This window comes from Halomonas icarae, from assembly GCF_009901955.1.
GTDB lineage: Bacteria > Pseudomonadota > Gammaproteobacteria > Pseudomonadales > Halomonadaceae > Halomonas > Halomonas icarae.
This window is the reverse complement of record NZ_WUTS01000001.1, coordinates 94,869-108,746: the sequence shown is the minus strand read 5'-3', so window position 1 is coordinate 108,746 and position 13,878 is coordinate 94,869. Positions and strand designations below refer to the sequence as shown.

Here is a 13,878-nt window from a genome sequence, read left to right as displayed (position 1 = left end):
AGGCGCCGCCGGGATCAGCCGGCGGCTCGTGCCGCTCAGATATCCAGCAGCAGGCGTGCCGGATCTTCCAGCAGCTCCTTGATGGTGACGAGGAACTGCACCGCGTCCTTGCCGTCGATCATGCGGTGATCGTAGGAGACCGCAAGGTACATCATCGGACGGATCTCGACCTTGCCGTTCACCGCCATGGGGCGTTCCTGGATCTTGTGCATGCCCAGAATCGCCGTCTGCGGGGGGTTGATGATCGGCGTGGACATCAGCGACCCGAAGATACCGCCGTTGGTGATGGTGAAGGTACCACCCTGCATCTCGTCGATGCCGAGCTTGCCGTCACGCGCCCGCTTGCCGAAGTCGACGATGCCCTTCTCGACATCGGCGATCTTCATGCTGTCGGTATCACGCAGTACCGGCACCACCAGGCCACGATCGGTGGAGACCGCCACGCCGATATCCTGGTAGCCGTGATAGACGATGTCGGTACCGTCGATGGAGGCATTGACGTCAGGGAAGCGCTTGAGAGCCTCGCTGGCCGCCTTGACGAAGAAGCCCATGAAACCGAGCTTGACGTCGTGAGTCTTGACGAAGGTGTCCTTGTACTGGGCACGCAGCGCCATCACCGCGCCCATGTCCACCTCGTTGTAGGTGGTCAGCATGGCGGCGGTCTGCTGGGCCTGAACCAGACGCTTGGCGATGGTCTGGCGCAGGCGACTCATCGGCACACGCTTCTCGGGTCGCTCGCCCTCGACGGCAGGCGCCGGAGAGGCTGCCTTGGCGGCACCGGTGGACGCCTTGGCGCCCTTGGCGGCAGAGCCCTCCTTGACGGCGCGCTGCACATCCTCCTTGAGGATGCGACCGCCCTTGCCGGTCCCTTCGATCTTGCTGACATCGAGGTCATGTTCGGCCACCAGCTTGCGTGCGGCCGGGGCCAGGATCTTGTCCCCCACCTGCTCGTCGCTGGCGCCATCATCGGCGGAGGCAGCCGGCTCGACATCGGCGGCCGTGGCTCCCTCACCGCCGGCACCCTCGGCGAAGATGCCAAGCACCGCCTCGGACTCGACCTGACTGCCCTCCTCGGCCTTGATCTCGACGAGGGCGCCATCGGCGGGCGCCACGACTTCCAGCACCACCTTGTCGGTCTCGATCTCGGCCAGCACCTCGTCGCGCTTGACCGCTTCACCGACCTGCTTGTTCCAGCTGGCCACGGTGCCTTCCTGGATCGACTCGGGGAAGGTCGGCGCCTTCACCTCATGCTTCTCGCCGCCGCCGGCAGCCGGCTTCTCGGCCTTGGCGTCTTGCTTGTCGCCGCTCTCTGCCGACGCCTTGCCGCCCTTGGCCTCGCCTTCACCGATACGTCCCAGCACCTGCTCGGACTCCACGGTGTCACCCTCCTCGACCAGCGTCTCGGAGAGAACGCCCGCCTCGGGGGCCAGCACTTCGAGCACCACCTTGTCGGTCTCGATCTCGACGATCAGCTCGTCACGCTCGACGCTGTCACCCGGCTTCTTGTGCCAGGCAGCGACGCTGCCTTCGGCAACGGATTCCGGAAAGGTTGGGGCCTTGATCTCGGTAGCCATGTCGTATCCCTTGTAAGTTCTCTCTCGTCCCGGTGGGCGCCATTACAGATTGAAGGCGTCTTCCACCAGCTGGCGCTGCTGTTCGGTGTGCACGGACATGTAACCGGCCGCGGGTGCCGCCGATGCCGGACGACCGGCAAACTTGAGCTTGCCACCCAGACCGTCCTTGAGCATCTCCGCGACGGCACGCATATGGTGCTGACTCGGGTACCAGGCGCCCTGGTTGAGCGGCTCTTCCTGGCACCACACGATGTCGGTGACGTTGGTGTACGCCTTGATCGCCTCGAAGAGCTCCTCCTTCGGGAAGGGGTAGAGCTGCTCGACACGCAGGATGGCGACATCATCACGGGCATTCTCCTCCCGCCAGGCGGCCAGGTCATAGTAGACCTTGCCGGCACACAGGATGATGCGCTCGACCTTCTCGGCCTCCAGCTTGGCCTGGTCGGCCAGCACCATCTGGAACCCGCCATCGGCCAGCTCATCCAGGCTCGATGTCGCATCCTTGTGGCGCAACAGGCTCTTGGGCGACATCACCACCAGCGGCTTCCTGACCTTGCGAATCACCTGGCGGCGCAGCAGATGGAAGATCTGCGCCGGGGTGGTCGGCACACAGACCTGCATGTTGTGCTCGGCGCACAGCTGCAGGAAGCGCTCCAGGCGTGCCGAGGAGTGCTCGGGGCCCTGCCCCTCATAGCCATGGGGCAGCAGCATGGTCAGCCCGCACAGGCGGCCCCACTTGGTCTCGCCGGAGGAGATGAACTGGTCGACCACGACCTGGGCGCCGTTGAAGAAGTCACCGAACTGCGCCTCCCAGATCACCAGATCGTTGGGAGCGGTGGTGGCATAGCCATACTCGAAGGCCAGCACCGCCTCCTCGGAGAGGAAGGAGTCGTGGATCGTGAAGCGCGGCTGACCATCGGCCATGTACTGCAGCGGCACATAGGCGCTGCCATCCTTCTGGTTATGCACCACCGCATGGCGGTGAGAGAAGGTACCGCGTCCCACGTCCTGGCCGGTGATGCGTACCGGGTGCCCCTGGTCGATCAGCGTGGCGTAGGCCAGGGTCTCGGCGAAGCCCCAGTTGAGGGCCAGGCCACCGGCCTGCATCTTGCGCCGGTCGGCGTAGATCTTGGCCACCTGGCGCTGTACCTCGATCCCATCGGGAATCTCGCACATCTTCGCCGCCAGGCGCTGCAGCTTCTTCATCGGGACCGAGGTGTCGGCGTAGCCCGTCCACTCATGTCCCAGATAGGGCTTCCAGTCGACGAACAACGAAGTATTGGGCTGCTGCACCAGGGCATTGGCCACATGGTTGCCGGCGATCAAGTCCTCGCGATAGGTCTCGATCATGGCCTTGGCTTCTTCCTCGGTGAGGACGCCCTGGGCCACCAGTCGCTCTGCATAGATCGCCCGCGAGGAGGGGTGATCCTTGATCTTGCGATACATCATCGGCTGGGTGCCGCTGGGCTCGTCGGCCTCGTTGTGGCCACGGCGGCGGTAGCAGACCAGATCGATCACCACGTCCTTCTTGAACTGCTGGCGATAATCCAGGGCCACCTGGGTCGCGTGCAGCACGGCGTCGGGGTCGTCACCATTGACATGGAAGACCGGCGCCTGAACCATCTTGGCGATATCCGTGCAATACTCCGTGGAACGCGAGTCCTCGGGATGCGAGGTGGTAAAGCCAATCTGGTTGTTGATGACGATGTGTACCGTGCCGCCGGTCTTGTAGGCACGGGTCTGGGACATCTGGAAGGTCTCCATGACCACGCCCTGACCGGCGAACGAGGCATCACCATGGATGTTGATCGGCAGTACCTTGTTGCCTTCGCTATCGTCACGGCGATCCTGACGGGCGCGCACCGAGCCCACGACCACCGGGGCGACGATCTCGAGATGAGAGGGGTTGAAGCCCAGTGCGAGGTGCACCTCGCCACCCGGCGTCATGACGTTGGAACTGAACCCCTGGTGGTACTTGACGTCACCGGAGCCACGCTCGATGACCTTCTTGCCGTCGAACTCGTCGATCAGCTCGCCGGGGTTCTTGCCAAGGATGTTGACCAGCAGGTTGAGGCGCCCGCGGTGGGCCATGCCGATCACCACCTCCTTGATGCCATAGCCACCGCCACGCTGGATCAACTCATCCATCATCGGAATGAAGGACTCGCCCCCCTCCAGGCCGAAGCGCTTGGTCCCCGGATACTTGGAGGCCAGATAGTTCTCCAGGCCCTCGGCGGCGGTCAGCCTCTCCAGCACGTGCTGACGCACGTCGTTGCTGAAGGCTGGCGCACTGCGTACCGACTCGAAGCGCTGCTGCAGCCAACGCTTCTCCTCGGTATCGACGATGTGCATGATCTCGCAGCCGATGGAGCGGCAGTAGGTCTTCTCCAGGGCGTCGACGATCTCCTTGAGCGGTGCCTTGTCCATGCCCAGGAAGAACGAACCGGTCTGGAACTCGGTATCGAGATCGGCCTTCGTCAGCTGGTGGAAGGAGAGGTCGAGGTCGGGGACCGGCGTCTCGCTACGCAGCTTGAGGGGATCGATATCAGCCTTCTGGTGACCGCGGAAGCGGTAGGCGTTAATCAGCTGCAGAACCCTGACTTGCTTACGATTTTCCTCGCCATCGGCGGCAGCGGGCGCGAGTGCCGTACGGCGCTGCCTGGCCAGCTGATGGAACTGTTCGCGGACGGGGGTCAGGGAAACATCATGGTGGGGGCCGTCATCGGGGCGCGGCAGCTCGTCAAAGTATTGGCGCCACTCGTCGGGAACGGCGGAGGGGTCATCGAGGTACTGCTCGTATAGCGCTTCCACGTAGTGGACATTGCTGCCACTGACGTGCGAGGAGCGCCACATCAACTCCATTATGCCTTGTTGCATCTCTCGGTCACCCTGCACTGATGGGGTGTGATCGGCGTCACCGCGACGCGGCCACGGCGACATCGGTGGTGCCCTGCCGGCTGGGGCCCATGCGTTTCCGGCATCTCCGGCCATCATGGGCCGGAAATCTTGAATCTGTGGTTACGGAACCTGTGGTTACTGAACCTATGGTCACTAAACCTGTGGTCACTGAACCCATGGTCAAAAGCCGGCGCCCAGGGCACCGGCTTCCGACACTATGTCATCACCCGCTGCGACACGGGGTCACAGGGGGTGAGCTGCGGCATATGATAACAAGCCACGGAGCTCGATTTAAGTGCCATCGGCTCAGGTACTGTCGGCCAGCAGCATCTCGCGGATCTTGCCGATCGCGCGCGTGGGGTTGAGCCCCTTGGGACACACCGCCACACAGTTCATGATGCCGCGGCAGCGGAACACGCTGAACGGATCCTCGAGCTCGGACAGACGCTCACGGGTAGCCGTGTCGCGGGAGTCCACCAGGAAGCGATAGGACTGCAGCAGCCCCGCCGGCCCCACGAACTTGTCCGGGTTCCACCAGAAAGACGGGCAGGACGTGGAGCAGCAGGCGCACAGGATACACTCGTAGAGGCCGTCGAGCTTGTCGCGATCCTCCGGCGACTGCAGGCGCTCGATGGCCGGCGCCGGCTCGTCATTCTGGAGGTACGGCTGAATACGCTCGTACTGCTGGTAGAACAGCCCCATGTCGACCACCAGGTCACGGATGACCGGCAGACCCGGCAGCGGGCGCAGCACCAGCTTGTTGCCCTTCGCCACCTCGGAGATCGGGGTGATGCAGGCCAGGCCATTCTTGCCGTTCATGTTCATGCCATCGGAGCCACACACGCCTTCGCGGCAGCTGCGACGGTAGGCCAGGCCGTTGTCCTGCTCCTTCATCATGTGCAGGACATCGAGCACCATGATGTCGCGGCCCTGGGTGTCGACCTGAAACTCCTGCATGTACGGCGCGGAGTCGGTCTCCGGGTTATAGCGGTAGATGGATACCTGAAGCATCGTGACTCACCCTCGTGTTAGCTGAATTAGTAGGTACGGACTTTCGGCTCGAAGGTGTCGACGGTCTTCGGCGCGAAGTTGACGTCGCGCTTGCCAATCGTCTTGTCGGCCGGGAAGTAGAGCGAGTGCTTCAGCCAGTTGACATCGTCACGGTCCGGGTAGTCGTAGCGAGAGTGTGCGCCACGGCTCTCCTTGCGCTCCAGTGCCGCGATGGCGGTCGCCTCGGCAACTTCCATCAGGTTATCGAGCTCGAGAGCCTCGACACGAGCGGTGTTGAAGGCGTTGGACTTGTCGGGCAGGTAGGCATTGTCGATACGCCCACGCAGCTCGGCCAGCTGCTTGACGCCCTTCTGCATGTTCTCCTCTTCGCGGAACACGCCGAAGGAGTTCTGCATGATGGCCTGCAGCTCACGCTTGAGCTCCGGCACCGTCTCGCCGCTCTCGGACTCGTTCCAGCGGGTGATGCGCTTCATCGCCGTCTCGATATCGGACTCGGAGGCATCGAGGTAGTCGATACCCTCGTTGAGCGCCCCTTCGATGAACATGCCGGCCGCGCGACCGAACACCACCAGGTCGAGCAGCGAGTTGCCGCCCAGACGGTTGGCACCGTGAACCGACACACAGGCCACTTCGCCGCAGGCGAACAGGCCGTTGACGATCTGATCCTTGCCATCCTCACCCCGCATGATGGCCTGGCCATGCACGTTGGTCGGCACGCCACCCATCATGTAGTGACAGGTCGGCACCACCGGGATCGGCTCCTTGGCCGGATCCACATGGGCAAAGGTCTTGGAGAGCTCGACGATGCCGGGCAGGCGCTTGCCGAGGACCTCCTCGCCCAGGTGATCCAGCTTAAGGTAGACGTGATCGCCGTTCTCGCCGCAGCCACGCCCCTCGAGGATCTCCATGACCATGGAGCGGGCCACCACGTCACGACCGGCCAGGTCCTTGGCGTTGGGAGCGTAACGCTCCATGAAGCGCTCGCCATCCTTGTTGACCAGGTAGCCCCCCTCACCGCGGCAGCCTTCGGTCACCAGGGTACCCGCACCGTAGATACCGGTCGGGTGGAACTGCCACATCTCCATGTCCTGCATCGGGAAGCCAGCACGCAGCGCCATGCCGACGCCGTCACCGGTATTGATCAGGGCATTGGTGGTGGAGGCATAGATGCGACCGGAACCGCCGGTCGCCAGGACGGTGGCCTTGGACTTGACGTGCACCACTTCGCCGGTCTCGATATCCATGGCGATGCAGCCCACCACGTCGCCATTGGCATTCTTGACCAGATCGACGGCGTACCACTCGTTGAGGAAGGTGGTATTGTTCTTCAGGTTGTTCTGATAAAGCGTGTGCAGCAGGGCGTGTCCGGTACGGTCGGCCGCGGCACAGGTACGCGCGGCCTGGCCGCCGGCACCGAAGTCCTTGGACTGACCGCCGAAGGGGCGCTGATAGATGCGGCCATTGTCGAAACGCGAGAATGGCAGACCCATGTGCTCGAGCTCGAAGACGGCCTTGGGGCCCTCGGAGCACATGTACTCGGCGGCATCCTGGTCGGCGATATAGTCGCCGCCCTTGACGGTGTCGTACATGTGCCACCGCCAGTCGTCATTGGGGTCGGCCGAGGCGATGGCACAGGTGATGCCACCCTGGGCAGACACGGTGTGCGAGCGCGTCGGGAAGACCTTGGAGAGCACCGCGGTCTTCTTGCCGGACTTGGCCAGCTCGAGGGCGGCTCGCAGGCCGGCACCACCACCGCCGATGATGATCGCGTCGAAGGACAGGCTACGCATGTTGGACATGAATCAAGCTCCCCACAGAATCTGAATGCCCCAGACCAGGAAGGCGAAGATGGCCAGGATGACAAGAAGTTGAACGGTCAGGCGAGTGGCGGTCGACTTGAGGTAGTCGGTCGTCACGGTCCACAGCCCAACCCAGGCGTGGCCAGCCAGAGAGATAAAGGCCAGCAGCGAGAAGATGCGCATCCAGGTCTGGGCGAACAGGCCGCTCCAGGTCAGGTAGTCGAGATCCGGATTGAACAGCAGATAGAGAACGATGAAGAGCGTATAGGCCGCCAGGATAACGGCGGAGACCCGCTGGATCAGCCAGTCGGAGAGGCCACTGCGGCCGAGGTTCGTGATATTGGTTACCATACCCAGACTCCCGCCAGAATGATCAGTACGGCGCTGGCCACCACGGTGATCTGCGCCTTCTTGTGGCCGCCCTCGAGGGTCACACCGATATCCATATCCATGACCAGGTGCTTGATGCCGGCCACGAAGTGAAAGGCCAGAGCCGACAGCAGGCCCCAGGCGATCAGCTTGGCCAGGAAATTGCCGGCCAGCGCATCGCTTACCGCGGCGAAACCTGCCGGCGATGAGAGCGACTCGCTCAGTGCCCAGAAGGCAAAGATGGTACCGATGAAGAGGATGACGCCTGTGATGCGGTGAGCGATCGACGTCAGGGCGGGTAGCGGAAACTGTATCGTGGACAGATCCAGATTTACGGGTCGTTTGCTATTCACGGCTCTCTACACACTCTCTATGGCCCACACGGTAAGCTTCGGGTGGCTCCGGGCGGGCGGTGGTTTCGGGAAGGCATCGGCCGTTGCCGGGGGGGCGGCAAGACCGGCTTTACCTGCCAGTCGCGCGGGGTGGATTATAGGGGCCCGACCGCCCCATGACAAACCGGGAGCGCCTTGACTAGACAATGGTGCAAAGCCTGCTGCTCTCCCTTTAGCGCAGTTTTTATTGCGCCGTTGGCGCCCCGCAGCCCACATGGTGCTATGCACCAATTCCTAGACAGCTCCTGGACAGGAGCAACTCCCTTGCACATGCGGCAGCGCACCATTGACCAATTGACAATCGCTGGGACGCTTCTATAGTGGGCAAACCTTTTTCGCCGGCTCCCCCAGCGAAGATGCCCAAGAATGAATGACTTATCGCCCTAACACGAACTCGAGAGGAGGCCTTCCATGGCTGACAGGAAAGCGACGCTTACGGTTGACGGCCTGGAAAAGACGATCGAACTGCCCGTCTATTCGGGTTCTCTAGGCCCCGACGTTATCGATGTCCGCGGACTCGGCGCCGAGGGTCTGTTCACCTATGACCCCGGCTTCATGGCCACCTCCTCGTGCCAGTCCGCCATTACCTACATCGATGGCGGCAAGGGTGTACTTCTGCACCGCGGCTACCCGATCGATCAGCTGGCCAAGCAGTCCAACTTCGTCGAGCTGTGCTATCTGCTGCTGTTCGGGGAGCTGCCCGATGATGACAAGTACGCGGACTTCGAGTCCCGTGTGCGTAACCACACCATGGTCCACGACCAGATCATCAACTTCTTCAAGGGCTTCCGCCGTGACGCCCACCCGATGTCGATCCTCTGCGGTGTGGTTGGAGGCCTGGCTGCCTTCTATCACGACCATATGGACATCAACGTCGAGCAGGATCGCACCATCAGCGCTATCCGTCTGATCGCCAAGATGCCGACCATCGCGGCGATGTCCTACAAGTACAACGTCGGCCAGCCGTTCAACTACCCGCGCAACGATCTGAACTATGCAGAGAACTTCCTCTACATGATGTTCAGCACCCCGTGCGAGGACTACAAGATCAACCCGGTCTATGCGCGTGCCATGGACCGCATCTTCATGCTTCACGCCGATCACGAGCAGAACGCCTCCACCTCCACGGTGCGTCTGGCGGGCTCCACCGGTGCCAACCCCTTCGCCTGCATCAGCGCCGGTATCGCCGCGCTGTGGGGACCGGCCCACGGCGGCGCCAACGAGGCCGTGCTGAAGATGCTCGACGAGATCGGAGATGACTCCGAGGAGAACATCCAGCGCTTTATCGACAAGGCCAAGGATAAGGACGATCCGTTCAAGCTGATGGGCTTCGGTCACCGCGTCTATCGCAACTTCGACCCGCGCGCCAAGGTGATGAAGGAGACCTGCGACGAAGTTCTGGCGGAGCTCGGCATCGACGATCCTCAGCTGAAGATCGCCAAGCGTCTGGAGCAGATCGCTCTCGAGGACGAGTACTTCGTCGAGCGCCAGCTCTACCCCAATGTCGATTTCTACTCCGGCATCATCCTCAAGGCGATGGGCATCCCCACCAACATGTTCACGGTGATCTTCGCGGTCTCCCGGACCATCGGCTGGATCTCCCACTGGAACGAGATGCTCAGCGACAGCTACAAGATCGGTCGCCCCCGCCAGCTCTACACCGGCCACGACCAGCGCGACTACCCTGGCAAGTAAGCCCGGTTACGCGCGCCCCGTTGCCGCACACGTTATGCTGCAGAGAGCCGCCTTCGGGCGGCTTTCTGCATCCTGACAGCGTTCGACCACCCACATGAAGAGAGAGCCATGAGCAATACTATCTCGACAGTCGCCTTTATCGGCCTGGGCGTCATGGGCTATCCCATGGCCGGCCACCTGGCCCGTGCCGGCCTCGACGTGCGCGTCTACAACCGGACCCCGGCCAAGGCCAAGGCCTGGAGCGAGGAGTACGGTGGCAGCCACCACGCCACACCGCGTGAAGCCGCCAGCGGAGCCGACCTGGTGCTGGTCTGCGTCGGCAATGATGATGATGTCCGCCAGGTTATCCGCGGCGAGGATGGCGCCCTGCACGGCATGGCCCCAGGCAGCCTGCTGGTGGACCACACCACCGCTTCGGCCGACCTCGCCGAGGAGCTCGATGCCGCCTGCCGTGAGCAGGGTATCGGCTTTATCGACGCCCCGGTTTCCGGCGGCCAGCAGGGCGCCGAGAATGGCGCCCTGACCATCATGTGCGGCGCCGACGAGGCCGACTTCACTCGCGTCGAGTCACTGCTCGGCCACTTCGGCCGCGCGGTGACACTGATGGGGCCTGTCGGCAGCGGCCAGCTGACCAAGATGGTCAACCAGATCTGCATCGCCGGCCTGGTCCAGGGACTGGCCGAGGGACTGCACTTCGCCGAGCAGGCCGGCCTCGACAGGCAACGCGTGGTGGACGTCATCGCCAAGGGCGCGGCCGGCTCATGGCAGATGGAAAACCGCCACGCCACCATGATCGCCGATGAGTACGAGCACGGCTTCGCCGTGGACTGGATGCGCAAGGATCTCGGCATCTGTCTGGAACAGGCACGTCGGCTACAGGCTCGCCTGCCGGTGACCGCGCTGGTCGACCAGTTCTATGCCGACCTCCAGGTGCTGGGCGGCGGTCGCTGGGACACCTCCTCCCTGCTGCGCCGCCTGCGCTCCATGAAGCTCGATTGACCCCTTCGCGGCGGTCCGTCACGGCCGCCGCAGCATGACTTTCCCACCGCCCTGGCGTTTTCCACACTTTCTGTGGATAACCCTGTTCAAAACCCCTCCAAAAGGTCGCACAATCGCCATGGGAAGCGGCCTGAGCTTAGATTGATCATTTTTTGACCTAATTTAAATTGTTGTTTTATAAGGCTTTTTAGACAAAGCCCGGCGACATGGGCATTTCCGGTCGGCTGCACACAGACAGCCGGCCGGAACGCCGCAAAGTGGACAAGTCAAGTGAAAATCGTCGCGGAATCGCGATCGATGGCAGGCAGCCTCGAAGAGTGATCGCCGCCGGGGAAAGACATCGGAGAACAAGAAAGGGCATCCTGCTGGATGCCCTTTCTCGAAGGAAGGTGGCGTCCCATAGGGGGTTCGAACCCCTGTTCCCGCCGTGAAAGGGCGGTGTCCTAGGCCACTAGACGAATGGGACGTTATCTTCACGCATGGCACGTTTGGTGGAGCCTAGCGGGATCGAACCGCTGACCTCAACACTGCCAGTGTTGCGCTCTCCCAGCTGAGCTAAGGCCCCGTGTGCCGTGAAGACGAGACGTATAGTACTGATTCCCCTCCCCTTCGTCAACCCCCTCGTGCTTTGCACGAGATATTTAAGCTGGAAGCTAAAAGCAGCTTGAGAGTTCGCCGACTCGAATCTCAAGCCCTTTCTTCAAGCTTCTCGCTTCCAGGAGCGAAGCGACGCTCTTCCAGCTCTCGGCGAAGCCGAGCACTTCAAGCTTACAGCTCCCGGAACTCCTTCTCGAAGCGCTTGGCCTGCTTCTTGGAAACGCCTCCCAGCACCGCGATGGCGTGACGCAATCGCGCCCGGGTCATGTCGGAGCCCAGTATCGCCATGGCGTCCATGACCGATGTGCTGGCACTGGAGCCCGTGATGGCAATGAAGACAGGCGCCAGTAGATCCTTCATCTTCAGCTCGAAGTGTGCGGAGAGCGCCTTCACCTCACCAAGCAGCGCCTCCTTGTGCCAGGCAGGCAGGACCTCGAATCGCCATACCAGGAACTGCAGCAGCTTGACCAGGTCCTCGCGCCCCAGCTTGACGGCGTCGAAGCTGGTCTCGCTGATCGCCGGCACGCCGGAGAAGAAGTGGCCGGCCAGAGGGGCAACCTCCGAGAAGGTTTCGACCCGCGGGCGTACCTGAGGCAGGATCTGCTTCACGTACTGCTCGTTGAAGGCCCACTCCATCAGCGCCTTGAGGAACCCCTCATCGTCGAGTTCCTCACGAATATAGAGGCCGTTGAGCCAGGTCAGCTTTTCCAGGTCAAAGACCGGCCCGCCCAGCGAGACCCGCTGGATATCGAAGTGGGCCATCATCTCATCGAGGCTGAACTTCTCACGCTCATCGGGCATCGACCAGCCCATGCGACCCAGGTAGTTGGTCACCGCCTGGGGCAGATAACCCATGCGCCGATAGTAATTGATCGATGTTGGATTCTTGCGCTTGGAGAGCTTCGACTTGTCCGGATTGCGCAGCAGCGGCATATGGCACAGCTCCGGCATCTCCCAGCCGAAGTACTCGTAGAGCAGCTGATGCTTGGGCGCCGAGTTGATCCACTCCTCGCCGCGCAGCACATGAGTGATGCCCATCAGATGATCGTCGACCACGTTGGCCAGGTGGTAGGTGGGCATGCCATCGGACTTGAGCAGAATCTGAGCATCGACCTGGGCCCAGTCCACCTCGATAGTGCCGCGCAGCATGTCCTGAATGACACAGGTACCGGTCGCCGGCACCTGCATGCGCACGACATGGGGCCAGCCCTCGCTCTCACGACGCGCCTGCTCGTCGGCAGGCAGGGCGAGATCGGCTGACTTGAGCGCCAGGTGCATGCCGGCGGCCTTGCGCGACTCACGCAACTCATCGAGCTCCTCGCTGGTGCGGTAGCACTTGAAGGCATGACCCGACTCGATCAGCTGGCGGGCATACTCGGCATAGATCTCCCCCCGCTCGCTCTGACGATAGGGCCCATGGGGGCCTCCCACATCGGGCCCCTCATCCCACTCGACGCCCAGCCAGCGCAACGAGTCGAGGATCATCTGTTCCGACTCTGCGGTGGAGCGCACGCGATCGGTGTCTTCGATTCGCAGGATGAACTGCCCGCCGTGCTGGCGAGCGAAGCAGAGGTTGAACAGGGCGATATAGGCGGTGCCGACGTGAGGATCGCCGGTCGGTGACGGCGCGATACGCGTGCGTACGGTCATGTCGTTGCGGTGTCCCGGATCCGAGGGTGGATGGATGAGTGAGTGCTCGCATTATACGCACCTGCTGACGCCTCGGCAGCCGTGGCCCGGGAATCATCGGCGGGATCGGGGGTCAATGTCTGGCAACCCGACGAGGAGACCCCCATGCTGCCCACTCTTCCCTCAGGTTTCACCGCCCTTGTCACCGGTGCCTCTGGCGGCATCGGTGGCGCACTGGTCGAGGCGCTGCTGGCAGACCCACGCCCGGGCCGAGTGATCGCCGTCGGCCGCTGCCCGCCCGCCATGGAAGATCCCCGCCATGAGACGCTGGCCATCGACCTCACTCGTGAAGGGGGGCACCAGGCACTGGCCGAGCGGATGGGGGAAGCACCACTGCATCTGCTGTTCAATGCCATTGGCACCCTGCACGATACCAATCTGGGGATCCATCCGGAGAAGAAGCTGGATGACCTCAACCCTGCAAGCCTGACGCATCTGTTTCATGTCAACGCCGTGGCGCCGGCCCTTCTGCTCCAGACCCTGCAGCCCAACCTGAAAGGGAAGCACACCGCGCTGGTGGCAAGCCTCTCGGCGCGGGTGGGCTCCATCGGCGACAACCGGCTGGGTGGCTGGTACGCCTATCGTGCCAGCAAGGCAGCCCATAATATGCTGATGCGGACCGCCGCCATCGAGCTCAAGCGCCTGAATCCTCAACTAACGGTAGTCTGCTTGCATCCCGGCACCACCGACACCGGCCTCTCGCGCCCCTTCCAGGCCCGGGTGCCCGCCGAACAGCTACTCTCTCCGCGCTTCGTTGCCTCACGCCTGCTGACGGTGCTGGGCGAGTGCGGCCCGGAGTCCAGCGGCAGTTTTCTCGACTGGGCAGGCAAACCCATTCCCTGGTAACCGGCGGGG

The 13,878-nt window shown here is 62.8% G+C and carries 10 protein-coding genes and 2 tRNA genes; 3 read left to right on the top strand and 9 right to left on the bottom strand.

The annotated features are described in order from the left end of the window. Positions 1-35: 35 nt before the first annotated feature. The 6 genes from odhB to sdhC all read right to left on the bottom strand — a co-directional run bounded on the left by odhB (position 36) and on the right by sdhC (position 8,004). Positions 36-1,574 carry a 2-oxoglutarate dehydrogenase complex dihydrolipoyllysine-residue succinyltransferase gene (odhB, locus tag GRB80_RS00530; RefSeq protein WP_161422169.1) on the bottom strand — a complete coding sequence of 513 codons (1,539 nt, stop codon included), beginning with the start codon at positions 1,572-1,574 and terminating at the stop codon, positions 36-38. Between the two features lie 42 nt (positions 1,575-1,616). Then, entirely contained in the window at positions 1,617-4,451 is a 2,835-nt protein-coding gene (locus tag GRB80_RS00525) for a 2-oxoglutarate dehydrogenase E1 component (RefSeq protein WP_161422168.1), read from the bottom strand. Between the two features lie 327 nt (positions 4,452-4,778). Beyond that, positions 4,779-5,483 (bottom strand): succinate dehydrogenase iron-sulfur subunit, encoded by a 705-nt coding sequence (locus GRB80_RS00520; protein WP_132041366.1) that lies wholly within the window; start codon positions 5,481-5,483, stop codon positions 4,779-4,781. Between the two features lie 26 nt (positions 5,484-5,509). Beyond that, on the bottom strand, positions 5,510-7,282 hold the full coding sequence (gene sdhA, locus GRB80_RS00515) for a succinate dehydrogenase flavoprotein subunit (RefSeq protein ID WP_132041365.1): 1,773 nt from the start codon (positions 7,280-7,282) through the stop codon (positions 5,510-5,512). Positions 7,283-7,285: 3 nt separating this feature from the next. Then, positions 7,286-7,633, bottom strand: coding sequence for a succinate dehydrogenase, hydrophobic membrane anchor protein (gene sdhD / locus GRB80_RS00510; protein ID WP_132041364.1), 348 nt, complete (start codon positions 7,631-7,633; stop codon positions 7,286-7,288). After that, entirely contained in the window at positions 7,627-8,004 is a 378-nt protein-coding gene (gene sdhC / locus GRB80_RS00505; protein WP_132041363.1) for a succinate dehydrogenase, cytochrome b556 subunit, read from the bottom strand. The genes sdhD and sdhC overlap by 7 nt, the downstream gene beginning before the upstream one ends. 450 nt (positions 8,005-8,454) lie before the next feature. Between sdhC and gltA the strand changes: the two genes are divergently transcribed. Both gltA and GRB80_RS00495 read left to right on the top strand, forming a co-directional pair. Then, entirely contained in the window at positions 8,455-9,738 is a 1,284-nt protein-coding gene (gltA, locus tag GRB80_RS00500; RefSeq protein ID WP_132041362.1) for a citrate synthase, read from the top strand. Between the two features lie 108 nt (positions 9,739-9,846). Continuing rightward, entirely contained in the window at positions 9,847-10,737 is an 891-nt protein-coding gene (locus tag GRB80_RS00495; RefSeq protein ID WP_202597137.1) for an NAD(P)-dependent oxidoreductase, read from the top strand. A gap of 390 nt (positions 10,738-11,127) precedes the next feature. Here GRB80_RS00495 and GRB80_RS00490 read toward each other — a convergent pair. The 3 genes from GRB80_RS00490 to gltX form a co-directional block, all read right to left on the bottom strand. Further along, positions 11,128-11,203, bottom strand: a tRNA-Glu gene (locus tag GRB80_RS00490). Between the two features lie 23 nt (positions 11,204-11,226). Beyond that, positions 11,227-11,302, bottom strand: a tRNA-Ala gene (locus GRB80_RS00485). Between the two features lie 203 nt (positions 11,303-11,505). Then, entirely contained in the window at positions 11,506-12,984 is a 1,479-nt protein-coding gene (gene gltX / locus GRB80_RS00480; RefSeq protein ID WP_161422167.1) for a glutamate--tRNA ligase, read from the bottom strand. Between the two features lie 144 nt (positions 12,985-13,128). Here gltX and GRB80_RS00475 point away from each other — a divergent pair, with 144 nt between their 5' ends. Beyond that, positions 13,129-13,869, top strand: a complete 741-nt coding sequence (locus GRB80_RS00475) for an SDR family NAD(P)-dependent oxidoreductase (protein WP_161422166.1) — start codon at positions 13,129-13,131, stop codon at positions 13,867-13,869. The last annotated feature ends 9 nt before the right edge of the window (positions 13,870-13,878 follow it).

Coding starts and splice junctions, on each gene's coding strand:
- odhB (WP_161422169.1), bottom strand. CDS start 1,574: ATGGCTACCGAGATCAAGGCCCCAACCTTTCCGGAATCCGTTGCCGAA.
- GRB80_RS00495 (WP_202597137.1), top strand. CDS start 9,847: ATGAGCAATACTATCTCGACAGTCGCCTTTATCGGCCTGGGCGTCATG.
- gltX (WP_161422167.1), bottom strand. CDS start 12,984: ATGACCGTACGCACGCGTATCGCGCCGTCACCGACCGGCGATCCTCAC.
- GRB80_RS00520 (WP_132041366.1), bottom strand. CDS start 5,483: ATGCTTCAGGTATCCATCTACCGCTATAACCCGGAGACCGACTCCGCG.
- sdhD (WP_132041364.1), bottom strand. CDS start 7,633: ATGGTAACCAATATCACGAACCTCGGCCGCAGTGGCCTCTCCGACTGG.
- GRB80_RS00475 (WP_161422166.1), top strand. CDS start 13,129: ATGCTGCCCACTCTTCCCTCAGGTTTCACCGCCCTTGTCACCGGTGCC.
- GRB80_RS00525 (WP_161422168.1), bottom strand. CDS start 4,451: ATGCAACAAGGCATAATGGAGTTGATGTGGCGCTCCTCGCACGTCAGT.
- sdhA (WP_132041365.1), bottom strand. CDS start 7,282: ATGTCCAACATGCGTAGCCTGTCCTTCGACGCGATCATCATCGGCGGT.
- gltA (WP_132041362.1), top strand. CDS start 8,455: ATGGCTGACAGGAAAGCGACGCTTACGGTTGACGGCCTGGAAAAGACG.